General features: G+C 63.4%; 20 protein-coding genes and 1 pseudogene. All 21 read right to left on the reverse strand.

Annotated elements, in window-relative coordinates:
- Nucleotides 1-1,185: 1,185 nt before the first annotated feature.
- Nucleotides 1,186-2,199, reverse strand: a complete 1,014-nt coding sequence (locus QA637_RS29975) for a 1-aminocyclopropane-1-carboxylate deaminase (RefSeq protein WP_283067478.1) — start codon at nucleotides 2,197-2,199, stop codon at nucleotides 1,186-1,188.
- Nucleotides 2,200-2,558: 359 nt separating this feature from the next.
- Nucleotides 2,559-2,933, reverse strand: coding sequence for an exopolysaccharide production repressor protein (locus QA637_RS29980; protein WP_346283794.1), 375 nt, complete (start codon nucleotides 2,931-2,933; stop codon nucleotides 2,559-2,561).
- On the reverse strand, nucleotides 2,842-3,159 hold the full coding sequence (gene fdxB / locus QA637_RS29985) for a ferredoxin III, nif-specific (RefSeq protein ID WP_283067482.1): 318 nt from the start codon (nucleotides 3,157-3,159) through the stop codon (nucleotides 2,842-2,844). Before fdxB ends, QA637_RS29980 begins: the two co-directional genes overlap by 92 nt.
- Nucleotides 3,156-3,359, reverse strand: coding sequence for a CCE_0567 family metalloprotein (locus QA637_RS29990; RefSeq protein ID WP_283067484.1), 204 nt, complete (start codon nucleotides 3,357-3,359; stop codon nucleotides 3,156-3,158). Before QA637_RS29990 ends, fdxB begins: the two co-directional genes overlap by 4 nt.
- A gap of 25 nt (nucleotides 3,360-3,384) precedes the next feature.
- Nucleotides 3,385-3,873 carry a NifX-associated nitrogen fixation protein gene (locus QA637_RS29995; protein WP_283067485.1) on the reverse strand — a complete coding sequence of 163 codons (489 nt, stop codon included), beginning with the start codon at nucleotides 3,871-3,873 and terminating at the stop codon, nucleotides 3,385-3,387.
- 3 nt (nucleotides 3,874-3,876) lie between these two features.
- Nucleotides 3,877-4,371 (reverse strand): nitrogen fixation protein NifX, encoded by a 495-nt coding sequence (nifX, locus tag QA637_RS30000; protein ID WP_283067487.1) that lies wholly within the window; start codon nucleotides 4,369-4,371, stop codon nucleotides 3,877-3,879.
- Entirely contained in the window at nucleotides 4,337-5,722 is a 1,386-nt protein-coding gene (gene nifN, locus QA637_RS30005; RefSeq protein WP_283067488.1) for a nitrogenase iron-molybdenum cofactor biosynthesis protein NifN, read from the reverse strand. Before nifN ends, nifX begins: the two co-directional genes overlap by 35 nt.
- Complete coding sequence (gene nifE / locus QA637_RS30010) at nucleotides 5,719-7,218, reverse strand: nitrogenase iron-molybdenum cofactor biosynthesis protein NifE (protein WP_283067489.1); 1,500 nt, start codon at nucleotides 7,216-7,218, stop codon at nucleotides 5,719-5,721. Before nifE ends, nifN begins: the two co-directional genes overlap by 4 nt.
- A gap of 61 nt (nucleotides 7,219-7,279) precedes the next feature.
- Nucleotides 7,280-8,821, reverse strand: coding sequence for a nitrogenase molybdenum-iron protein subunit beta (nifK, locus tag QA637_RS30015; protein WP_283067490.1), 1,542 nt, complete (start codon nucleotides 8,819-8,821; stop codon nucleotides 7,280-7,282).
- A gap of 125 nt (nucleotides 8,822-8,946) precedes the next feature.
- Nucleotides 8,947-10,449 carry a nitrogenase molybdenum-iron protein alpha chain gene (gene nifD / locus QA637_RS30020; RefSeq protein WP_283067492.1) on the reverse strand — a complete coding sequence of 501 codons (1,503 nt, stop codon included), beginning with the start codon at nucleotides 10,447-10,449 and terminating at the stop codon, nucleotides 8,947-8,949.
- 117 nt (nucleotides 10,450-10,566) lie between these two features.
- A complete protein-coding gene (gene nifH / locus QA637_RS30025; RefSeq protein ID WP_283067494.1) occupies nucleotides 10,567-11,460 on the reverse strand; it encodes a nitrogenase iron protein in 894 nt (297 codons plus the stop codon).
- A gap of 570 nt (nucleotides 11,461-12,030) precedes the next feature.
- Nucleotides 12,031-13,066: pseudogene (gene fni, locus QA637_RS30030) on the reverse strand (type 2 isopentenyl-diphosphate Delta-isomerase).
- An 84-nt stretch (nucleotides 13,067-13,150) separates the two neighbouring features.
- Nucleotides 13,151-14,053, reverse strand: a complete 903-nt coding sequence (locus QA637_RS30035) for a terpene synthase family protein (RefSeq protein ID WP_283067495.1) — start codon at nucleotides 14,051-14,053, stop codon at nucleotides 13,151-13,153.
- Complete coding sequence (locus QA637_RS30040; RefSeq protein WP_283067496.1) at nucleotides 14,050-15,600, reverse strand: hypothetical protein; 1,551 nt, start codon at nucleotides 15,598-15,600, stop codon at nucleotides 14,050-14,052. Before QA637_RS30040 ends, QA637_RS30035 begins: the two co-directional genes overlap by 4 nt.
- Before the next feature lie 237 nt (nucleotides 15,601-15,837).
- Nucleotides 15,838-16,836, reverse strand: coding sequence for a polyprenyl synthetase family protein (locus tag QA637_RS30045; protein ID WP_283068050.1), 999 nt, complete (start codon nucleotides 16,834-16,836; stop codon nucleotides 15,838-15,840).
- A 149-nt stretch (nucleotides 16,837-16,985) separates the two neighbouring features.
- Nucleotides 16,986-18,329, reverse strand: coding sequence for a cytochrome P450 (locus QA637_RS30050; RefSeq protein ID WP_283067497.1), 1,344 nt, complete (start codon nucleotides 18,327-18,329; stop codon nucleotides 16,986-16,988).
- The gene (locus tag QA637_RS30055; protein ID WP_283067498.1) at nucleotides 18,329-19,174 is read right to left on the reverse strand and encodes an SDR family oxidoreductase; all 846 of its coding nucleotides are present in this window, start codon (nucleotides 19,172-19,174) and stop codon (nucleotides 18,329-18,331) included. Before QA637_RS30055 ends, QA637_RS30050 begins: the two co-directional genes overlap by 1 nt.
- Complete coding sequence (locus QA637_RS30060) at nucleotides 19,161-19,469, reverse strand: ferredoxin (protein ID WP_283067500.1); 309 nt, start codon at nucleotides 19,467-19,469, stop codon at nucleotides 19,161-19,163. The genes QA637_RS30055 and QA637_RS30060 overlap by 14 nt, the downstream gene beginning before the upstream one ends.
- Nucleotide 19,470: 1 nt before the next feature.
- Nucleotides 19,471-20,754 carry a cytochrome P450 gene (locus tag QA637_RS30065; RefSeq protein ID WP_283067502.1) on the reverse strand — a complete coding sequence of 428 codons (1,284 nt, stop codon included), beginning with the start codon at nucleotides 20,752-20,754 and terminating at the stop codon, nucleotides 19,471-19,473.
- Nucleotides 20,755-20,847: 93 nt separating this feature from the next.
- Nucleotides 20,848-22,050, reverse strand: a complete 1,203-nt coding sequence (locus QA637_RS30070; RefSeq protein ID WP_283067504.1) for a cytochrome P450 — start codon at nucleotides 22,048-22,050, stop codon at nucleotides 20,848-20,850.
- Between the two features lie 145 nt (nucleotides 22,051-22,195).
- Nucleotides 22,196-22,438, reverse strand: a complete 243-nt coding sequence (locus QA637_RS31125) for a P-loop NTPase family protein (protein ID WP_428843189.1) — start codon at nucleotides 22,436-22,438, stop codon at nucleotides 22,196-22,198.
- Nucleotides 22,439-22,562: the final 124 nt, after the last annotated feature.

The following is a 22,562-nucleotide window of genomic DNA, read 5'->3' on the forward strand; positions in this document are numbered from 1 at the left end:
TGACGCGAGAAGAGACTACTGGCTACGAACACGTCCCTAGGCTTCATCACCGCCATCGTGCTATGTTGGAATCTTCGTGGAACATCGGTCAACGCGAACGCGGTTGGGAGCGTGAATTCCGCTTCCTCGCGGGCGGAATCCTGTCCGCCGTCCCGGGGGACGCCGCGCAACAGACTATCCGGTTTGTAAAGACCGCGACACCCTGGTGGCCAGGATTCCTGCTATACTTTCATTTAAATGATTGAATCATATCTAGACATTTTATTAGGCCCTTTCTGGTGGATGGCACGATTTTTGAGGATTCCTCATTGCCGAGCATTGCCGTCCCTAAGTTTAGGTTCCGTTAGACCCCACGTGCTCGGCATAGTTCCCGACTTAGCTGCTGCAGCAGCAGGTGGAGTACACTATGACATCCTATTCATTTCTGGCGTGCGGTCACTGCACGACCTGGGACGGTTTGCCCGGTTCGAAGTGGGTGCTTGAGCCGAACGCCAGATCATCCCGAAGCATGGTAGAGGAAAGCGGCGGAAGCAGGCTCCTCCTGAGTAACCGGGAACGTTGGTGCCATGCAGTCCAGGGTATCAGGCAGTGTCGCCATCACCGGTGCGCGGTACTGGGCGCAAATCACTGCGTTACCCGCGAGCGAACGTTCGGTTAATCGATGAGCAGCAAGTTTATCCCGGCCACTCGACGAACCTCGGGCAGCAGACCGCTGGGTCGGCTGTGAAGCGTTGGTTCTTTGGTGTCAGCCTGGCCGAGCTCTGCATGCCGAGTATCTACTCTGTGTCAAGCGAAGCGAAGATTTGACCCCCTATTCACAGCCTGGCACTCGTCGGGTGCCAGCCTCGCAAGTTTCCCTGATTGGAGGGCCTAGAGACGCCGGGGCTTACCGCGGCAACAGACGGGTACCTTCTAACGATGGCCGCCGCCAACTCGGACTGCCAGCGCTTGGTTAGGGCAGAATGGCGAGCCGGCACACAACCGATCATCAACATGATTGTCGGTGCCTTCTCGCCCTTGCAACCACTTCGCACGCGCGAGCTGGTTCTGCGATCCGAATCATGGCGGGTGGCGCGGCGATAAGGTCAGCAGCGCATCCGCCGCTTTATGCGCGGCGAAAACGATCTGTTGGCCGTCACAGCAGCAGCTTGCCGCCCTCGCGAATCATCTGAATGCTGTCGCGCATCAGCCGTTGCGAAACGTGTAGCCGTAACCGTTGATCGCCGGCGCGCCCCCGAGATGCACATAGAGTACTCTCGATCCCACTGGAAAGAAGCCTTTTCGGACCAAGCCGATCGTGCCTTGCATCGATTTGCCCTCATAGACGGGATCGGTAATGATGCCCTCCAGCCGCGCAAACAGGCGGATAGCCTCCTTCGTTTCCTCGGACGGGATCCCGTAGCAAGGGTGCGCGTACTCCTTGAGCAGCACCACGTCATCGTCGACGATTTCCGTGCCGAGGTTGACAAGCTCTGCGGTATGCCGGGCAATTTGTAGCACCTGCGCCTTGGTTCCGGCGGGGGTAGCCGAGGCATCGATGCCGATCACGTTGCGCTGTCGCCCGTCCTTGGCGAACCCGACCACCATGCCGGCTTGCGTCGAGCCCGTCACAGTGCAAACCAGGACATAGTCGAAAGTAAATCCAAGCTGCTTCTCCTGTGCGCGTACTTCCTCGGCGAAGCCGACGTACCCGAGACCACCATATTTGTGAACAGAGGCCCCCGCTGGGATCGCATAGGGTCTACCGCCCCTTTGCTTGACCTCATCGAGCGCTTGTTCCCAACTGCGGCGGATGCCAATGTCAAAGCCCTCATCAACCAGACACACCTCTGCTCCCATGACCCGGCTCAAAAGAATGTTGCCTACGCGGTCGTAGACGGCATCCTCATGTGGCACCCAGCTTTCCTGTACCAGCAAACATTTCATGCCTATCTTAGCCGCAACCGCAGCAACCATCCGTGTGTGGTTGGACTGCACGCCGCCGATCGACACGAGCGTATCGGCGTTCGACGCGATCGCGTCGGGGACGATGTACTCGAGCTTGCGGAGCTTGTTTCCGCCGAACGCGAGGCCTGAGTTGCAGTCTTCCCGTTTGGCATAGATTTCCACCTTTCCGCCTAAATGCTTGCCGAGGCGGTCGAGCTTCTCGATGGGCGTAGGCCCAAAGGTAAGCGGGTAGCGTTCAAACTTTTCCAGCATGTTCTCTCCAGTGATATGTGATAGAGCTGAAGCTCGCTATGCGAACGCACTCTGAGAGACGTTTTCCTATTTGAGCTCGACAGCGCTCTCCGATGTCCCAGATGCGCGCGGTATTTCCAGCAACGCCGAAGCAACCCGTACGCTGTATCAGCAACGCCTACGCAACGGGAAAGCCGCACTCCCTCGGATTGGCACCACCTGAATCGGGTCGCCTCTGGCCATCCTAGACACGGTATCCCTCAATAGCGATGTTCATGGTCGTCCAAAGTAGGCGAAGCTGAGCACTGTTTGTTATCGTCCGCCCAAGCAAAGGGCGACGGGTTACACGTTTTGACGCAAGGCGCGGCAACATCGGAGGGTCATTTATCGCCCTTATGGTACTCTTGCGACTGGTCACGAACTTTCTGGCAATACTCAGTCCTTTGGGCACCTCTCTCAGCGCGGCAATCCCGCCAGATCAGAAAGAGCAGGCTTCCGAAATAAGCGACCTGAAGAAGCAGCCAACTGAAAAGCGTTGTGACCACTACTTTGCGGATGGAAAGCGAGAGGAAGTAGACCGCTAGAGCGTTGTTACACAGGACCAGCAGCAGGACGCGACAGAAGACTCTGAAGTGCACAGCCGTTCTCCTGGTTTTTCCGTTATCATGCTGCGACCTTGTCAGCCGCAACATGGGTCTGGCAGTTCTTCGGACAAACGCGGGCACAGGCTCCGCAGCCGATGCAGCCGCCGGCATGGTCGACGACCATGATCATACGATTGAGCTCACCATCAAAGTCGTCGTCCTCGTCGTCGCAGATACCGAGGATTTCACCCGCGTCGTCGATGCCGTAAAGATGCATGATCTCACGCGAGCAGACCTTGAAGCAGCGACCGCAACCGATGCAGGTCGCACCATCGATAGCGGTCAGATATTCCGGCATCCAGTTCGAACCGTCACGGGTAAGGAAAGCGCTCGTCATCGTAAGTTCTCCAACGCGTTGAGCTCTCTCTTCGCAGCGTCCAACTCGGCAAAGGCGTCGAATGTTTTCTCGGCAATCACTTTGATCTCGGTCCAGTTGACTGGGAGGTCCTCGGCGAGGTCGTGCAATTCCATCTTCGCAGCTCCCGCTCGCGACTGCAGCTTTCGGACCTTCTTCCGCTGTTCTTCAAGGTCTGACATGGCATACTTCCTCGTATCGGCCCCTTCACGCCCGTGCCACGTCTGGATAGGCTTCAATGGCCGCGACCGCATCATCGACCAGTTTCGCACCTGCCTCAGCGAGTTTTCCAAGTCTGTCGAAGCCGAACCGATGGACGTCGCGAAGGGTCTTCGACAGGACAACCAACCGCCCGGTCGTGAGGAGTACGCGGCCGAAGCCCTCATGGTTCATCATCATGGTCGACGATACCACCAAGCCGGAGCGCTGCTCGATCACAAGCCCAACGCAGGTGTAAAAAATCTGCAGCCTCCACAGCACGTCCGGGTCGGGATCGCCGATGATCGGGATCTCACGGCGCTGCTTCTTGGTGACGATGAAGTCGGCCAGCAGCTCAGCATCCGCCTTACCTTCCCACGATCCGTAGGAGTCCTGAGCGCGGATCAGCCGCATGAGGCACTTGAGGAAAGGCGTGGCAAGGGCCGTCTCGTCCGCGTCGACAGCAGAACCATCCGCAGTAGCTTTCGGTGTTCTCATCGTTCAGTCCTCATCCTCAAAGGGCTTCCTTTCGGTGGCGCCTGCCTCCGCTAGCGCCTTGCGCAACCAAGGCGGAGGAGCCGTCTTGAGCATGGTCTGGGTTCGCGACAGCACGTCTTTAATGGATTGAGGCTGCGGTACTTTGATCGGATGGATTTTCGCCGAAATGACCTTGGCTGCCGAAGGGCCGCCGATCGCCAGACAAAAGAGCAGGTGACAGCCCTTCAAAGCCTCCACTTTCGGAGTAATTCGGTCATCGCCCTCGGTCCGATGCTTCCCGCTCTCGTCGGAAACATCTTCAAAGGCGACGGCTTCCACGAAATTCCAGGCATCGGACGTCACGTCATAGACAGCGAAGCGCTTGGCCGACCCGAAATGCGCGTTGAGGCTCTCCATGTCTTGCGTGGCGATCGCCACGCGCAACGCACCAGCTTGCCGTTGCGGCATCAGTGGGTGAACCCGGTCAGCGGCGAGCGAAAGGCGACGAACGGAGGCCATCGGGCATTTCTCGGTTTCGGAACGGATTAAGCGACTCGGGCGTCGGTGCGTGCTGGTTGGCTTGGAAGATGTTCGAGACATCGAAGATCAGGTCGCGCGTCCCCTGATAGAGGATTGTGAGCTTATGCTGGCTGCCCAGTCGATCGAAGATCGGGAAACCGATGCGCATGAGCGGAATGCCGAGGCGCTCGGCCGCTTGGCGGCCGTGCGAATGGGTGACGAGAAGATCAGCGCCCGCGGCAAGACCCTCGAGATCGCCAAGATCGCCGACCTGGACCTGTTCGGCCGGCACTTTCTTGAGAATTCTCGAGGTGCCGATCGTTGTTACGGCCGCCGGGATCTCGGCGCCCATGCCGGTGAAAAAAGTCGCGAGCTGGTAAAGCTGGTCCGGCTCGGCGGCGATGGCAATCTTTTTGCCGCCGAAATGAAAATGCCCGTCGAGCAAGGCGTCCTCTAGCTGTGCGCGGCGACGGCGGACTCTCGCTGGCACCGGCCCACCGGAAATCCAGGCAAGCAGCGAGATGAACCGGTCTGTGTTCGTCAAACCTGTAAGCGACTGAAACACCGCATAAGGCACTCCGGTCAGTCTCTGCAGCACCTCCGCCGGACGGTACATATGCTCGCCGATCGCGATGCAATGCACCACCGTGCCAAGCTCCTGGATGTCTTTGACGGTGGTGCCGCCATATGTGGTCGGCACCCAACGGTCGTCAGGCACCGTCCCGTCGAGCGAGCCGGAGAGATCGGGCAGAATCACTGGCTTAAGGCCGAAGCTTTCTACCGTTTCGCGCAAATGCTCGATGTCAGCGACCGTGAGGTTCCAGCCGGGCAGGATCGCAATCTTCTTCGCCTGCCGCGGCTGCTCGCCACGCAGTGTAATCCTTTGGATCATCGCGGTGACAGCCTTGGCCCAGCCCTCCTCGATCGCGCCTTCGAAATCCGGGGTGTTGGCCAGCACGATCTCGGTGCCTGCGAGTTCCTTGGCGCGCATCATTTTGATGTTCGCGAGATCCCTTGCGAAATCCTCTCCACGGGTCTCCACCAGCGCCGTGGTGCAGACCCCGATCAATTTCGGGTTCGTGCGGGTCTTAAGGTTGAGGATCGCTTCGTCCAGATGATCCATGCCGCCGAGGATCGTCGCCACCTCATCCATCGCCGTTGTCTGGAAGGGGACGGCTTCCTTGAAGTGCCGGACGCAAAGTACCAGCGCAAAGCTGGCGCAGCCCTGGCTGCCGTGGAACAGCGGTACCGCACCATCGACCCCAAGGAAGGCGAGCGCAGCGCCCAGCGGCTGCGAGGACTTTAGCGGATTGACCGCCGCCCATTTGGTTTGGGGAAAAATGCGGGTCATCGGCTTTCCTCAATGTTCGTCGAAGTCGTCGGCAGTTGTGCGGACATGCTTTTGAAGGGATGGACGGTCTCGATCTCATGTGTGCTTGGCAGTTCGTCCTCCACGGCAGGTTGGTATTCCCACGGTGCCGGTTCTCGTACCTGGCGCCAGATCGGGTTGTGAATGGCGAGGTCGATCTGGCGGACGAGTTCCACCATGCCGGCATAGCCGGCATAGGGGTGGCAACGCTCCTGGTTGATGTCCAGCCAAGGTGTCTTGGCCTTCAGCGCGATAAATTGCGTGCGCCCGCCAGACAGCATGATGTCGGCCTTGTCCTCAGAGAGCATGGCGTAAAGCTCGCGGGGCGCCATCGACTCGAACATATGGTTCTCGTCCTTCAGTACCTGCTTGATGCGTTCCTTGTCTTCGGCCGTCGATTTCTTGACGGAGGTGCCGACGATCTCGATGCCGATCTCCATCAGCGCATGGACGACCGACCAGGACTTCACCCCGCCGGTGTTGAGCAGTACGCGCTTGCCTTCAAGCCTCGGCCGGTATGCTTCAAGTTTCTTCCACGCAATCGCCTCCTCCTCCGCGATCAGTGTCTCCGTGCGCTCGAGGATCTCCGGATCCGCACCCTTCGTCACAAGCAACCTAGCGATCTGCCGGAGTGCTTCCGAGGTGTCGCTGATGCCGTAGAAGGAGCCCTCAAAAAACGGGATGTCCCAGCGCTCCTCCATCTTGCGGGCGAGATTTATGAGAGCGGTCGAGCACACCATCATGGCCGCCTGGGCGCGGTGCGCCGAGGCAACATCGAGGTAGCGGGCGTCGCCCGGAATGCACGCGCGCACCCGGATGCCGAGCCGATCCAGAAGCGGCTTAACCAGCCAGAACTCGCCGGAAAGATTGAATTCGCCGAGGATATTGATGTCGTGAGGGCCGATATCGTCGGGCTCAACCGTGCCAATGACATGATCGAGCAGCGCCTCGCCGGCGAGTTTGTTGCCGAGGTTCTTGGAGCCGACGAAGCCCGGTGTATTGACGGGCACCACCGGCAAGCCGAACTTTTCCGCAGCGCGCTTGCAGACCGCCTCGATGTCGTCCCCGATCAGCGCCGTCACGCATGTCGAATAGACGAAGATCGCTGGCGGCGCATACGTTTCATTTATCTCGCGGATCGCTTTGAAAAGCTTTCGTTCGCCCTGCCCCATCACCACGTCGAGTTCGGTCAGGTCGGTCGTGAAGCTTGTGCGCCACAGCGTTGGCCCCGACGAAGCCGCGCCGCGGTTGTCCCAGGAATTGCCCTCGCAGGCGATCGGTGCATGGATCAGATGCGCAACATCGGTGATCGGCTGCAGCACGATCTTGGCCCCGTCGAAAGCGCAGCCGCCAGCAGCCGCTCCGGGGGTCAGCGGCTTCGAACAGCCCTTCTGGCGCGCCTTGGCATCCTTGCCGAGATTCTTCTCGCATGCTGGCTCGTTGAAGACATCCTGGATTTTGGCCGTGAGCGGGGGCATCGCGCCGGACTCCAAGTTCATCGGAAGATGGCTGGCCTTTTTCGAAGGCCAGCTATCGCTCTTAGCGGGTGAGGTCATACGAATAGTCCGTGACACCTACCTTGATCGTTTCGCGATCGAGCTTGTCGAAGACCTTGTCGAGGATGGTCGTTAAGACGCGCAAACCCCCTTGGTAGCCCATGAGAGGGAAGCGATGGTGATGGTGCCGGTCAAATATCGGAAACGTCAGCCGGATCAGCGGCGTGTCAGTGTCGCGCTCCAGATACTTGCCATAGGAGTTGCCGATCAGCAGATCCACCGGCTCGGTGAAGAGCAGCGAGCGCAGCGCCCAGAGGTCGTTGCCCGCCCAGACCTGGCCATCCTTGCCGAAGGCCGAGGACCCAAGCAACTCCTTCATCTCGGCTTCCCAGGCTGCTGTCCCGTTGGTGGCGAGGCAGTGGGTCGGCTCGCCGCCGGTCTCCATCACGAACCGAGCCACGGCGTAGACGAAGTCAGGATCGCCGTAGATTGCGTATTTCTTGCCGTGCAGCCAGGCCTGACTATCCGCCATCGCGTCGACAAGTCGGCCGCGCTCCATACCGATTGCCGTTGGGATATCCTTGCCGGAAATCTCCGAGACCTTCATCAGGAAATCGTCGGTCGCCTGGACACCGAGAGGATAATGGAATGAGGCCGTCGCCTGCCCGACCTCGTTGCAATAGTCCAGCGTCTTGCGGGTGTTGTAGTGCTGCAGCGACAGTGTCGCTTCGGCATTGAGTGCCGCCTTCACGTCCTCGATCATCGTACCACCGTCATACATGCGATACACGCCGTCCGACGGCGTGTCGAACTGGTCGGAGGCATCCTGGATGAAGGTGTAGGACACGCCCATCAGGTCGAGCAGGCGCTTGAGCTCACGGTTGTTGCCAACACAGAAGCCGTCAAACCCCGGAATGATGTTGACGGTTCCACCGGATTCCTTGCGCTCCTGGCCTTTCCAGAAGTGCTCTAGAACACCTTTGACCATGGCGTCGTAGCCATCGACATGGCTGCCGACGAAGGCGGGCGTATGTGCGAAAGGAATATCGAAGTCGGCCGGGACTGAACCTTCGTTCTTGGCGTTCTCGATGAAGCCGTGCAGGTCGTCGCCGATGACCTCTGCCATACAAGTGGTCGAGACGGCAATCATCTTCGGGTCGTAGAGGCTATAGGTGTTGGCGAGTCCGTCGACCATATTCTTCAGGCCGCCGAACACCGCCGCGTCCTCGGTCATCGAGGACGAAACCGCTGATGAGGGCTCCTTGAAGTGTCGCGACAGATGTGAACGGTAATAAGCAACACAGCCCTGGCTGCCATGAACGAAGGACATGGTCCGCTCGAAGCCCGCGGCCGCGAAGACGGCACCGAGCGGCTGGCAAGCTTTGGCCGGGTTCACGACAAGGGCTTCGCGGGCGAGGTTTTTTTCGCGGTACTCCCAGGTCTTGGTGTATTCGCGTTGATCGGTAACAATCTGATCCGGATGCGGACATTCGAAATTCAACTTCTTCTCGGCGAGCATCTTCCTGTATTCCGGCTCGCGGAACAGGGGAGCATGGTCGAGGACTTTTTCGGCCGACTGCGGCATGGATGGTCACCTCTTTCCTTCTGTCGCGCCAGACGGCGGCACAGGACATCGAGACGTTTCAGGTTTCCCGCGGGTCAAGGATCGCGGGCGTTCATCGGCCCCCCTGCTGCTGGGAGGCCATTTTCTTATTCGGCCGCGACCGCCATCGGCGGCAGGGCCTTTTTCTTCCAGGGGGCGTCGTAGAGGTCCCAGACCGGGTTGTTGATGGCCAGATCCATGTCGCGCGCGAAGATGGCGAAGCCGTCATAGCCGTGATACGGGCCGGAATAATCCCAGGAGTGCATCTGGCGGAATGGGATGCCCATCTTCTGCACCGGGTATTTCTCCTTGATCCCGGAGCCCACGAGGTCAGGTCGGATCCCCTCGATGAACTTTTCCAGTTCGTAACCGGTCACGTCGTCATAGATCAGCGTGCCATTCTTCACGTAATGGCCGGTACGCTGATAGTCATCGTTGTGAGCGAACTCGTATCCGGTGCCGACTATCACCATGCCGAGGTCCTCATAGGCGGTGATGACGTGACGAGGGCGTAGGCCGCCGACATAGAGCATCACCGTCTTGCCTTCGAGGCGGGGCCAATACTTGTCGACGACCGCATCGACCAAGGGGCGGTACTTGGCGATGACCGCCTCGGTCTTGTCCACGATTGTGGGCCCGAAATGCTTGGCTATCTTGCGCAGAGAAGCTTCGATCTGGGAGGGACCAAAGAAATTGTATTCCATCCAGGGGATGCCGTACTTTTCCTCCATGTGCCGGCAGATGTAGTTCATCGACCGGTAGCAGTGGATGAGATTGAGCTTGGCCTTCGGCGCGCGCTCTACCTCAGCAAGCGTCGCATCCCCCGACCAGTTGCCGACGACGCGCAACCCCACCTCCTCCAAGAGGATGCGCGTAGCCCACGCGTCGCCGCCGATATTGTAGTCGCCGATGACGTTAACATCGTAACGGTCGGCCTCGAACTCCACGTCCGTCTTGTCGAAGACCCAGTCACGGATCGAGTCATTGGCAATGTGGTGACCAAGCGATTGCGAGACCCCGCGGAAGCCTTCGCAGCGCACCGGCACGATCGTCTTTTCGTGCTCCTTGGCCTTCTTGCGCGACACCGCCTCGATGTCGTCGCCGATCAGGCCGATCGGGCATTCCGATTGCACGCTGATGCCATTGTTCAGGGGAAACAGCTCCTCGATCTCGTCGATGATCTTTTCCAGCTTCTTGTCGCCGCCGAAAACGATGTCCTTCTCCTGAAAATCAGAAGTGAACTGAAGGGTCACGAAGCTGTCGATGCCCGTCGTACCGACGTAGTAATTCCGGCGCTGCGACCAGGAATATTGGCCGCAACCGACTGGCCCATGTGAGATATGGACCATATCCTTAATCGGACCCCAAACCACACCTTTGGAGCCGGCATAGGCGCAGCCGCGGATCGTCATCACGCCCGGAATGGACTTGATGTTCGACTTGACGCTGCATTCGGAGAGGACCTCGCCCTCCTCGTCGGCCTCCTGCCCGTTCGTTGCGACGCTGAGGTGCTTCTTGCGGCGCTTCGCCGCCTTGTCCGGATACTGCGACAGCACTTGCTTGATAAGCTCCTCATGGAGAGCGCCGTCATTCTCGTAGTCGAGGCTCATGGGGCCTGTTCCCTTTCAAGGTTCGAGAGACGCCTCGCCGACGAGGCGCCGTTCTTGGAAGGGGGCGCGCCGGTCAAGGCCGGCGCGCCCCTGCTGGCGGCGAGGGGGGGAGGGTCCCTAGTGGGCAACCGCCAGCTTGGCTTCCTTGGCCTGGAGTTCGGCAAGCATCTGCTCGTCGGTCTTCATGATGCCGAAGTCGAGCAGCATATCTTCCAACTCCTCCATGGTGATTGGGGTCGGGACGGTGCCCTGGCCCGAATTGGCATGGATCTTCTCGGCCAACGCGCGATACTCTCCGGCTTGCTTGGAGTCCGGCGCATACTGGATCACTGTCATCTTCCTGAGCTCGGCGTGCTGGACGATGTTGTCGCGCGGCACGAAGTGAATGAGCTTGGAATTGAGCTTGGCAGCCAGCGCCTCGGAGAGGTCGAGCTCGCGGTCGGTCTGGCGCTCGTTGCAAATCAGCCCGCCGAGCCGCACGCCGCCGGAATGGGCGTATTTCAGGATACCCTTGGCGATGTTGTTGGCGGCATAGAGCGCCATCATCTCGCCGGACATAACGATGTAGATTTCCTGGGCCTTGTTCTCGCGTATCGGCATCGCAAATCCGCCGCAGACCACGTCGCCGAGCACGTCGTAGGAGACGTAGTCGACATCGTCATAGGCGCCGTTCTCCTCAAGAAAATTGATAGAGGTGATGACGCCGCGGCCGGCGCAACCGACACCGGGCTCGGGGCCGCCGGACTCGACGCACTTGATGCCTCTGTAGCCGACCTTGAGCACGTCCTCGAGTTCGAGGTCTTCCACCGAACCCTCCTCGGCCGCGAGATGCAGAACCGTGTCTTGCGCCTTCGAGTTCAGGATCAGGCGGGTGGAGTCGGCTTTGGGGTCACAGCCCACGATGAGGATCTTCTGCCCGAGATCGACAAGGGCCGCGAGCGTATTTTGAGAGGTGGTGGACTTGCCGATGCCCCCCTTGCCGTAGAATGCGATTTGACGCAAATCTGACATGTTGCCTTCCTTCCTTCGTTCCATCCATCGCAATGGCGGTCGGCAGCTCGCGCCGCCTCGCAACGAAGGCTTCAAAACTCGTGCCAATTTGGCTGAACGAGATCAAGGAAAGGTCTTTTGTTTGTTTTTCAGCTATTTAGGCTAGAACAAAAACGAACAATTCCGCGCAACAATCCTGTGTCGCGGTTTCGACAAAGCCGACAGAGCTGTCAGCGCAATGGTGAGACCGCCGCATGTTGAGCTTGCCGGAAGACGATAGCTCGGCGGCGCCCGCTACGCCTTCATTGCAATGGATTTGCACCATCTACTCCTTGCCGGTCTCCCGGCGCACCTTGTTCCGATCCCTTCAGGGGCTCAGCTCGGTCGGTGTGACTGATCACCCCGATCAAGCATCGACATAGGCGTCGAATGCGGCTTCACTCTCGGCTGTCCAGTCGGGCATGGCGGGCGCGCCTCCCTGATCACGAAGCAGCACCCTAACAAATCCGCGACCAGCGCGAATCCCCGCATCCGCGACTTTCCGATTCGGTAAGACTAGGCGCCCACCGCCACGTGCGGGCGACGCCGGCATCAACCGGCGGGCAGGTGCGCCGAGGGCAACAAGCGCGCCTGACGCAGCGCCGCCAGATCAGCCGAGCCGGTCGAGAAGCAGGCGACGGCCCACTGGCGGATGACGATCTCGAAATGTGCGACAACCGCCTCGGTGGATACCGTAGCCGTTCGCAGCACGCCGGCCGCCTGCCCGGCGATATCCGCGCCCAGGCGGATGGCCTTGGCAACGTCGACGCCGTCGCGGATCCCGCCCGACGCGATCAGCTTCACCGTCGGCAGTGCCCGACGTACCGCCTGCACGCCGGCCGGGGTCGGGATTCCGCAATCGGCGACCGTCATCGCCACTGCACGGTCGGCTGCATCGCGGGCGCGCTCGCCCTCTACTACGGCCCAACTGGTGCCGCCGGCGCCGACGACATCGATCACCGCCACGTCCGCCTCGACGAGCGCACAGGCCACCGAGGCGGACAGGCCCGCCCCCACTTCCTTGGCCACGATCGGCACGCCCACGCTGCGGGCGGCGCGAGCGATGTGCGCTGCGCCAGTCGCGGTCGCCTTCCGGCTGTACCGCTTCCTGCAGCGGATTGAGATGGACGATGAGTCGATCAGCCTCCAGCGCATCCACCGCCCGGCGTGCCAGGTCCAGGCCCTCGGCCTCGCGCAGTTGGGCGGCGCCGATATTGGCCAGCAAGGGAATGGGGCCAGGCTGCGCAGCGCGCGTCAGCCCCTGGGAGTTGCGGGATTGCAGGCTCACGCGCTGCGAACCGACGCACATGGCGACCCCCAAGGCTTACCCTGCCTCGCTCAGATGCCGGTTGATGGCCTCGGGGCGTGGCATGCCGCCGGTCATGGAGCTGATCAGCAGCGGCGCGCGCATAGTCTTGCCCAGCAGCGAGGCGCGCAGGTCGATCTACGTCAGGTCCAACTCGGGCAATGCCCAGTATTCGAAACGGATGTACTCCCAGCCGGCGCCGACCGTGGCCGGCGCCGTTCGCCGATCCAGCACGATGTCCAGATGGTCGTCCTTGCGCCGGCTCAGGGCGGTGTCGCTCATGCTCGCTCCATCCGTCGATCGGGCGACGGCGTTGCGTCGGATCGGACCGACGGCAGCGCGCCCACGCCGCCGCCTCCCGCGCGTTCAGGCCGGCGCACGCTGACCTCCCCCCGCAGCGTCGCTGCGGTAGCGGCTGGTCGAGGTCTGGTAGTACTGCGCGCGGATGGCCGCCATGGCCTCGATCAACGGTCCCCACGGCGCGGGAAAACGCTCTTCCGCCATCACCTGGCGCAGCATGCGTGTATGGCCGGCCAGTTCGTCGTTAAGGAACTCCACCACAGGCATAGCCGGATAGCGCTGCAGCAGCAGGATCGCCGCGTTGTCGGCCTCGCCGGCCGACCTGTCCTTGTCGCGTCCATGCAGATCGTTCTGCAGGCGCCCTATCGCAGAGATGAGCCGCAGGACCTGGCGAAACGCCGGACGCGCGCGCAAGGTCGCCATGTCCAGCCCCCACAGCAACGACAGGCAACAGAACACGTTCGTGTAGGCGATCGAATCGATGCCGTTGTGCAGGTACTCGGCGTAGGACCAGCGTTCCGCCCCTGCCGCCTGCGCGTGTTCGGCACGCAGCGCCGCGCAGTAGCACCGAGTATCGTCGAGAAGCTGAGCATAGTCGCGACGATCGTAGGCGAGCGCGGCCAGCGAAGCGCGCAGCACCGCGCAGCCCTCGAATCCGGGGAGCGCGCACGGCACGCCCTGCCCCAGCGCCTGCTCCACCGCGGCGAGCTGCTCCGTCGCGATCAGGCCAAGGTCGTTGCAATCGTCGAGCCAGAACAGCAGCGCCAGTTCGCGATAGAACGCCACGATCAGCGTTTCGTCCTGCGGATCGCGGCCGGTGCGGGTGCTGGTGTCGCGCAGGCTCGGGTGGATGCGCTGCAGGATGTACTGGCCGCCCCTGACCGCTTCCACGGCATGCTCGTCGGCGAACCCGGTCAGGGAATGCCCCCACTCCAGCACCTGCTGCAGCGCGCGTTCTGTCTGGATCATGGCACCGCTCCTGCTCCCTCAGCCAGGACGCGCCGCCCCCAACGAAGCGCCAGCCACAACCCGGCGAGTTCGGCCACGCGCACCACACGGGTGGGGCAATACAGTTCCTTGCCGATCCACAGCGGCGTCTGCGGCAATGCATGCGCCGCATGGCGGGCGAGCATCCACTCCAGCGCACGCGCCACCGCCTGCGCGATGCGCCGGCGCCCTGTCGGCTCTTCGCTCCCGTCCATCACGTGCAACGCGAACAGCGCATAGGCGGTTTCCTCGAATGTGGACGCGCGACCGGCGCCCCAGCCGCCGTCGTCGCGCTGCGCCTGCAGCAGCGCCGCCAGCGCGCGCTCGTCGCGCCACTGGGGCTTGCCTTGCGCCAGCGCAGCGACCGCATGCGCTGTGGGATACAGCCACGAAACGTGCCATTTTTCGTTGTCCCATAGACCGTGCGGGTTGCGATTGGCCTCAACGTAGGCGCTGGTGCCGGCGGCGGGCTTTCCCAACAGTCGCAACGCATGCAGGGCATGGATGTTGGTCGACACCGAGGCATTGCGCTCGCCGGGGAAGGTGACGAACAGCTCGCCAATTTCAAAATGGCGCAACGCATCGACCGCCGGGTCGCGGCCTGCAAGGCGCAGGACGCACAACGCAACGGCGGTGTCGTCCGCATCGGCCGCGAAGTGCAAGGCCGGGCCCAGACCGTGCACGCCCAGGCGGGCGTCGAGCTGCGCGACGATCACGCGCACCGCCTCGGCGAGCGCGGGATGCGCGAACAGCCCGGCCAGATGCAGGGTGTACAGCGACCAGCATGGCTCGAACACATTGATCGGCCAGACGTTGGGAATGACACCTTCGATGCCGCTGCGCGTCGCCCGCGATGCCGCCTGCAGATACGCGTCGGCGCACCCGACCTGCGGCGTGCTCCCCTGTGTCACGGCGTGCGAACGCCACGCGGCGGTGGCCGCCGGACTGATGCCGATGCTGCCGTCGTCATCCGGGCAGGCGGTGGTCGCCGATGTCCCCCAGGCTTCCCAGGAGTGCAGCAACGGATGGCCGCTCGGCAACGTGGCCACCGCCCCCAGCTTGACCAGGCACGCTTGCCGCAACGGCAACAGCGCCGGGTGGCGCGGAAACGCCACGCCGCCCAGCAAGGATGCGGCCTCGCCGCACAACTGCGGCAGGATCAGCTCCGCGCCGATCGGCGCGTCTTCCGGCACCACATGCGCGTAGGGATCGGGCTGGCGCTGGAGGAACCGGGTTGCAGCCTGGACTGCGTCGCCAGCGCCGGGAAGAGGATCGGCACGCTGCAATGCCAGCAACGCCGCCCACGTGGGCGCATGGCGGAACAGCGGGAAGTCCGCGCTTCCCCATCCGCCATCGGCCTGTTGCTGCGCGATGAGCCACGCGTATGCGTCCTGCCGACCGGTGGCGTTGCCGTGGAGCTGCAGAGCTCGCGCTGTGTCGTAGACGGACGGACCGACGCTGCCGCCATCGCTCATCTCGCTCAGCAGGTGGCGCAATTCGGAAAGGATCTGTTCGGACAGCGCGTTCACGCGGGATGTTCCTTCTGCAGACGTTTGACGAGAACCAGGATCGGGCAGACGCCGCGCATGTCGCCGCAGGCCCGTCGCGGCCCGCCGCATATGCTTGCGCGCAGCGCGCCGCGTGCGCCGCAGCTGTTCTGGGCAACCGCTGCGATCGGCGCCGCGGACTCGGACACAGTGCAGCATGCACCGCTGCCGCCGGCCGATCGCAGCGGCACCGGGGCGACTCCATGCGTACGGGCGCGCTCATGCGCATGGCGCGTGCTTGAACAGATACGCATTGGCCCGCTGCAGCATCTGCGCCAACCGTTCCGCACGCGGTCCCAGCGGGGCGATGGCCTCCCCGGCGTCGTGCAACAATTCCAGCGCGAACTGGCGCGCTGCCTGCAGCCCCATGATCGACGCGCAGGTCGGCTTCTGCGCCGCCGCGTCCTTGCCGGGGGTCTTGCCCAGCGTCGCGGTATCCGCTGTCGCGTCGAGAATGTCGTCGATCACCTGCAACGCCAGGCCGAGACAGGCGCCGTAGCGATTGAGCGCACAGTACAGTGCAGCGTGTGCGGCATCCTCCGTGATGGTGCATAGGGCGCCCATGCGAACGGACGCGCGCACCAGCGCTCCGGTCTTCATGCGGTGCATCGCCACGATCCTGTCCAGCTCGACGTGCTTTCCGACCAGCGACAGATCCATGGCCTGGCCGCCTGCGGCACCCTCGGCGGATACCGCCTGCGCCAGTTCGCGCACAAGCACGATACGGTTGTCGCTCGGAGCATCCAGGCTCGTCAGTGTCAGGAAGGCGTGCGCCTGCAGCGCATCGCCGACCAGGATCGCAGTGGCTTCGCCGAACTTGACGTGCACGGTCGGAAGGCCGCGGCGAAGCACGTCGTCGTCCATCGCGGGCAGGTCGTCATGGACCAGGGTACAGGCGTGCATCATCTCGATGGCGGCCCCGACGTCGTCGAGCATGTGCGCCGGCGTGTCGGCTAGTGCGCCGGCAGCCATACAGAGCAAGGCGCGGGTGCGCTTCCCGCCATGCAAGGTGGCGTAGCGCATCGCCGCCATCAGCTCGGTCTCACCGTCGTCTTCGGCGCAGAGAAGACGCGCCAGCACCTGTTCGACCCGCTTTGCGCCGTCCTGCATCCAGATCTCCGGCAGCAGCCTGCCGGGTGCGCCGCGCGCCTGCGCGCCCAATCCGCCAAGCGCGGAAACGCCAGTTCGGTCGTCGTGTAGTGTGGAACCGGTCTGCATGTTGTTCATGTCCTTGTACCTGACACGGCCACCGCGAGCGCCGAGCCGCCGCGGTGTTGCCGGCGTCGCACCGAGCGCGCGCGCCGAGTGCAGCAATGCCGCGCATCGCCGGCGTCGCTGCCACGCCAGGCGGGGTATGCGACGCCAGCTCATGAGAATCCGACGCGGATTTTCATGGAGGGTTGTGCTGTCGGGAAATAGCGCCGGCCTTTTTCGGCGTCGCTCAGCAACCGCGGCCGCACCCCGGCCTTGTGCATGGTCAGCGCCAAGGCGATGCTGAACTGCACCAGTTCCAGCCATACCAGGTGGTAGCCGATGCAGACGTGTGGCCCGCTGCCGAACTGCAGCATGTCCACCGGCCCGATCGGCCCCGTGCGTTGCAGCCACCGCGCCAGGCGGAACTGATCAGGCGCCTCGTGCAGCAGCGCCGAGGTCGAGAAATGCAGCAGCGGGATGCATAGACTTGTGCCCGCGGGAATGCGCCGCTGGCCGAGTTGTAGTTCCTGCGTCGCGCGACGCGGTACGAGCGAGGACGCCGGATGCATGCGCAGCGTCTCGCGGAACAGCGCCTCGGCGATCGGATACTGCGCCAGGTCCGCGTGCCGGGTCGGCACAGCGCCCACGCGTTGCGCCTCCTCGACCAGGGCGTCCCACAGCTCAGGCTGCCGCGCCAGCTCGATCACCATCCAGGCCATCGTCGAGGCGGTGGTCTCGTGACCGGCAAGCAGCAGCAACCGGATATTGGCGACCAGGACGTCATCGGAGAGCGCATCGTCGCTGCGATCAAAGGCGCTCACCATGTCGTTGATCAAACCGGTGCGCGCGGCATGCGCGCGCGCGTTGCGGATGAACTGGCGCGACTGCGCGTCGATCCAGTCGCGGGCGGCGCGGCCGCGCCGCAAGGGCGTTCCGGGCAGGTCGACCGGGGGCGCGACGATCAACAGCAGCAGTTGCCGGTACTTGCGATGCCACTCCGGCAGGTCTTGGGCGGGGATGCCCATGAGACTGAAGGTGAGCTTGAGCATCAGGTCGGCGGTTTCGGGCAGGATGGTTACTTCACCGCGGTCGCGCCACGCCTGCACCCGGGCCCGGATGACGGGCTCGAACAGCTCGCCAATGCCGGCCTCGGTCAGCCCCCTGGGCAGGAACGCCGCCTTGATCCCATCGCGCGCCTGCCGGTGCGCACTACCGTTCAAAGTGACCAACGTTCCGCCAAGGATTTCGGGCGCGATCTCTGCGATCACCGCCGAGGACACGTCCTTGTGCCGGAGCAATGCGAACACATCCGGATCCAGGCAGGTCATCAGGTGTCCGGCAGGGCCGAAGTCCAGCCAGAAGTGGCTGCCCAGCGTCCGTTCCGCGCGCCGCAGCAGGCGCGGCAGGTCACAAATGATGGCGGGAAGATGCCCGACCAACGGGAAGGCGCCGGGCATGACCGGGATGTCGCACCGCAGCCGGTGCCCACGGTTCAGCGGGTTGAGCAGCATGTCCATCACCTCCCTGGCGCAGCGGCCGCTTCGACGGTGTCGCCGGCAGGCCGCGCGGCGCGGCTGTTGCCACCGTCGGCGTACGTCGGCACATGCGCCAGCATGCCGCCGTCGATGCACACGACCTGGCCGGTGATGAACGCAGCATCGTCGGAGAGCAGGAACGCCACCAGCGCCGCCACGTCCTCGGGGCGGCCGACGCGCGGCAGGAGCTGGTGCCGGCGCAGATGCCGTTGCATGCACTCGTCCAGCTTGGCGAGGAGACGCTCGGTCATGATGAGACCCGGCGCAACCGCGTTGCAGCGGATCTGCGCATGACCGTACTGGGTGGCGAGCGAGGCCGACAGCATGTTCATCGCCGCCTTCGACGCGGCGTAGGACGTCTGCGCGGTGTCACCGCTGAGCCCCTGGCACGACGACATGTTGACGATCGCGCCACCGCCGCGGGCGATCATCCGTGGGATGGCCTGCCGGCAGCAGAGCAGCGTGCCGCGCAGATTGGTCGCCATGGTCTGATCCCAAACCGCCAGGTCCAGGTCGAGGATCGCGCGGTCGCGCGGGGTCAGATGCATGGCGCTCGCGTTATTCACCAGCAGGTCGACCCCACCAAAGTGCCGCTCCGCCGTCTCGAATAGCGCTGCCACCGCCTGCGCATCGGCGATGTCCATGGTCAGCGCCAGCGCGTGGCCCGCTTCGGCCGCGATCTGCGCGGTGCAGGCGATGGCCGCCGAGCCATCAATGTCGGCCACCACCACTCTGCCGCCCTCGCGCGCGATGGCGAGGGCGCATGCCCTGCCGATGCCGGCGCCGGCACCGGTCACCACGGCCACCTTGCCTTCAAACCGTCCCATCGTGTCCTCCTGGATTACATTGGTCTTTCGCGGCATGCCGCCCGACCTCTGCCGGAGAGGGCGAAGGGTCGGCCCTTGCGGGCTCGCCATCGCCAGAGTCGCTTTCGATGACCCGAATAGCGGCGACCGGGCACTGGCTGGCCGCGAGCCGTACGGCGGCGTGCAGCGCCTCAGGGACCGTCGCCACGCACACTTCGGCCACGCCATCCGCTTCGCGCTGGCGAAAGGCGACCGGCAGCGTCAGCACGCACTGCCCGGTGGTTCCACACAGATCCTGGTCGATCACGACGCGCATCTCAGCCCGCATGCAGCCGCACCGGCAGCGTGCGGAACGTCCTAAGGAACGCAGAGGGCTCCCGGGTCGGCTGCTCGGCCAATGCCAGCGTGGGGAAGCGCGCCTGGATGCGCGGCAGGCTCTCGGCCAACTGCACCCGGGCCAGTTGCGCACCTAGGCAGAAGTGGATGCCGTGGCCGAAGCTCAGCATGATCTTCCCGCCGGTCGACATGCCAGGACTGGTGCCGTAGAACCGCGCGGGATCGAAGCGGTCGGGATCGGCGAAGGCGTCCGGGTCGCGATTGCCGGCCGCGATCAGCACGCGCACGTCCGCGTTCTTCGGGATCACCACGCCGCCCAGTTCGATGTCGCGCTGGGCGATACGCGGAATGGAGCTGAACATGGCGGGCGCGTCGCAGCGCAGGACTTCTTCGACGAATGCCTCGACCCCCACGGCGTCTCCCTGCAGCCAGTGCCGCTGTTCGGGATACGCCAAGATCGCCAGGACCGCATGGTCGATGGTCGCAGCAGTGGTGGCGAAGCCGCCCAGCAGCATGCCCCACAGCATGCTGATCAACTCCGCATCCGACAGCGTGTCGGCATCGTCATCGTGTGCGCCGACCAGCATCGATACGATATCGTGACGGGGATCTGTGCGCTTGCGCTTTATGAGGTCGCCGAAGTAGGCCTGCACCCTGGCACTGGCCGCGTCCGCCGCGGCGAGCTGGGGATCGCTGGCGTGCGGGCTCAGGCCTTCCAGGATGGCGCCGATGATGGCGGCGAGCCCGAACATGTCCTCCTGGGGCATGCCGAACAGTTCGGCGAAGACCAGCATTGGCAAGGCCAGCGCGAATTCCCGATGCAGGTCCACCGCCTCCCCGCGCTCGAGCGCGGGCGCCATGCCGTCCAGGTGCGCTGCGACGATGCGCGCGATGCTCGGCCGCAGGTTGTCGATCTCGCGCATGGTGAAATCGCGCGAGATCAGCCGGCGCAGACGCGTATGCGTCGGTGGGTCCTTCATCGCTAGCGTGGACGCCAGCAGTTTGAGCGACAGGCTGGTCGCCGCACGCGGGAAATATCGCGCCAGTTCGCCCGGCGCCGGTCCCCGAAACGCATCGCCCGTGGCCTGGAGCGCCCAGTAGATGTCGGCATGGCGGCTCAACAGAAAGAGGCCCGAGGCCGCGCGATGCACCGGATCGTGCTCGCGCAACCACCGCATGAACGGATACGGGTCGTGGATGCACGCTGGCGACGCCAGTTCGGCGAAGGCGTCCCGGCATGCTGCCGCCGTTTCTTGCACGTCCATCTTGGTTACCTGTTGGCTGGCTGATCTGACCGGCGCGCGCCAGCTGCGCCGGTCAATTGCGGAGAAGATCCCGATCCCCCCGGCGTCCACGCATCACCAGAACACCGGCATCTCCTCGAAGCCGCCAGTGATGATCTCCTTGCGCAACTTCAGTTCTTCGGACGCCACGGCGAGGCGCAGCCCGGGGAAGCGCTGGAAGATTGAACCGAACACCGCCTTGAGTTCCAGCCTGGCCAGCGCCTCGCCGAGGCAGTAGTGCGGCCCGTGGGAGAACGCCAGGTGCGGATTTTCGTCGCGTCCGATGTCGAAGATTTCCGGGTCGTCGAAATGGCGCGGATCGAACGACGTCGCCGGCAGGCCGACCAGCACCTTGCTCTCCGCAGGAATATGCACGCCCGCGATGGTCACGTCGGTCCTCGGATAGCGCATGATGCCGTCCCAGCCCGCGCCCGGCGGGTACATGCGCAGGATTTCCTCCACCGCCTTGTCCACCAGGGATGGATCGTCGACCAGGCGTTCGCGCTGTTGCGGATGGCGGAACATGGCCAGCAGGGCGAATTCGATCTGCGCGACGGTGCTCTCGTGCCCCGCCACCAGCACGCCCGCCGCCAGGCCGATCGCCTCTTCCTCGGTCGCCTTGCCCTGGTCGACCGCCGCGAGCAGATCCGTCAGCAGGTTGTCGCCCGGATCCTGGCGCTTGTCCCGCATCTTGCCGCGAATGTAGGCGCGCAGTTCTTCCCAGGCCAGGCGCGACGCGCTGCGCGGGCCGCTTTCATGCTGGTGCGTCATCACCTCGTCGGACAGCCCGGCGAAAAAGGCGTGATCCTCGTAGAGCACGCCCATCAGCGCGCTTATGACCATCGCCGGAAGCGGAAAGGAGAGGTGGCGCCGCAGGTCGGCGGGCTGGGGCTGGGCCGCCAACGTCTCGAACAACTGCACGGCGATCGCCTCGACCTGCTGCGCGAGCAGCTTCACCCTGCGGTTGCTGAAGGCCGGCGCCACGGTCGTGCGTAACCGGGCATGCTCGCCCCCCTCGTGCGAGACCAGCCACCCGGGCGAACCGAGAATCACCGAATCCGGGGTGAATGCCGCCGGCGGCATTCCCGCGGGCCGGAACGCCGCGTCGGACAGCACCGCCTTGGCCTCGTCGTAGCCTGTCACCCACCAGCCTTCGTGCCCGGACGGGAAGCGCACGCGGTGAATCGGACCGGTGGCGCGTAGCGCCAACATCTCGGGCGAGGGCTCGATGTGATCGACGCGCCACATCGGCAGCGTCGGCAAGGGTTGTTCGGACATGGCGGCACTTCACTCTCTAAGCGACGGAAGCGCGGAAGGTGACCAGCAGGCGCCGCGGGCAGCGAATGACGTAAGACGGCATGTAGACGACGTTCTCCGCGGCGTAGCCCGACTCGGTTATCAAGATCGGCCAACGTGGAACACTCTAGGCACACCGCGCGGCGAGATGCAGAACGTTATCCTGCGCCTTCGAGTTCAGGATAAGGCGAGTGTAGTGAGCCTTTGAGTCCCCGCCGAACATCAAGATTTTCCTGCGCAAGCGTCGACGAGGGCGGCGAGCCTTTTTGGTAGGGCGCGGTTTCGCCGAGGGCCCTTTCCCAAAGAATGCTATCTGATGCGGATTTGACATTTTGCTTTTCTTTCTTCGTTCCATCGATCGCGGTGTCATCCACGAAATGAAGGTCGGTCGGCGCCTCCCGGCTCGCAAGGAAGGAGTTTCAAAACTCGTGCCAATTTGGCCGACCCCGCAGAAGAAAAAAATTGTAATTGCTTTTCAGCGGATTAGCCTGAGG

The organism is Sinorhizobium terangae (assembly GCF_029714365.1).
In the GTDB taxonomy this organism is placed as follows: Bacteria; Pseudomonadota; Alphaproteobacteria; order Rhizobiales; family Rhizobiaceae; genus Sinorhizobium; species Sinorhizobium terangae.

What these genes read in the sequence shown, in the direction of transcription:
- QA637_RS30070 (WP_283067504.1), bottom strand. Translation starts at nt 22,050, where the DNA reads ATGTCCGAACAACCCTTGCCGACGCTGCCGATGTGGCGCGTCGATCAC.
- nifN (WP_283067488.1), bottom strand. Translation starts at nt 5,722, where the DNA reads ATGACCCGCATTTTTCCCCAAACCAAATGGGCGGCGGTCAATCCGCTA.
- QA637_RS30060 (WP_283067500.1), bottom strand. Translation starts at nt 19,469, where the DNA reads ATGCGCGTCGTGATCGACCAGGATCTGTGTGGAACCACCGGGCAGTGC.
- nifK (WP_283067490.1), bottom strand. Translation starts at nt 8,821, where the DNA reads ATGCCGCAGTCGGCCGAAAAAGTCCTCGACCATGCTCCCCTGTTCCGC.
- QA637_RS30050 (WP_283067497.1), bottom strand. Translation starts at nt 18,329, where the DNA reads ATGGACATGCTGCTCAACCCGCTGAACCGTGGGCACCGGCTGCGGTGC.
- QA637_RS29980 (WP_346283794.1), bottom strand. Translation starts at nt 2,933, where the DNA reads ATGCCGGCGGCTGCATCGGCTGCGGAGCCTGTGCCCGCGTTTGTCCGA.
- QA637_RS30065 (WP_283067502.1), bottom strand. Translation starts at nt 20,754, where the DNA reads ATGGACGTGCAAGAAACGGCGGCAGCATGCCGGGACGCCTTCGCCGAA.
- QA637_RS29990 (WP_283067484.1), bottom strand. Translation starts at nt 3,359, where the DNA reads ATGTCAGACCTTGAAGAACAGCGGAAGAAGGTCCGAAAGCTGCAGTCG.
- QA637_RS30035 (WP_283067495.1), bottom strand. Translation starts at nt 14,053, where the DNA reads ATGATCCAGACAGAACGCGCGCTGCAGCAGGTGCTGGAGTGGGGGCAT.
- QA637_RS31125 (WP_428843189.1), bottom strand. Translation starts at nt 22,438, where the DNA reads ATGACACCGCGATCGATGGAACGAAGAAAGAAAAGCAAAATGTCAAAT.
- nifX (WP_283067487.1), bottom strand. Translation starts at nt 4,371, where the DNA reads ATGGCCTCCGTTCGTCGCCTTTCGCTCGCCGCTGACCGGGTTCACCCA.
- QA637_RS29995 (WP_283067485.1), bottom strand. Translation starts at nt 3,873, where the DNA reads ATGAGAACACCGAAAGCTACTGCGGATGGTTCTGCTGTCGACGCGGAC.
- nifD (WP_283067492.1), bottom strand. Translation starts at nt 10,449, where the DNA reads ATGAGCCTCGACTACGAGAATGACGGCGCTCTCCATGAGGAGCTTATC.
- QA637_RS29975 (WP_283067478.1), bottom strand. Translation starts at nt 2,199, where the DNA reads ATGCTGGAAAAGTTTGAACGCTACCCGCTTACCTTTGGGCCTACGCCC.
- nifH (WP_283067494.1), bottom strand. Translation starts at nt 11,460, where the DNA reads ATGTCAGATTTGCGTCAAATCGCATTCTACGGCAAGGGGGGCATCGGC.
- QA637_RS30055 (WP_283067498.1), bottom strand. Translation starts at nt 19,174, where the DNA reads ATGGGACGGTTTGAAGGCAAGGTGGCCGTGGTGACCGGTGCCGGCGCC.
- nifE (WP_283067489.1), bottom strand. Translation starts at nt 7,218, where the DNA reads ATGCCCCCGCTCACGGCCAAAATCCAGGATGTCTTCAACGAGCCAGCA.
- fdxB (WP_283067482.1), bottom strand. Translation starts at nt 3,159, where the DNA reads ATGACGAGCGCTTTCCTTACCCGTGACGGTTCGAACTGGATGCCGGAA.
- QA637_RS30045 (WP_283068050.1), bottom strand. Translation starts at nt 16,836, where the DNA reads ATGCAGACCGGTTCCACACTACACGACGACCGAACTGGCGTTTCCGCG.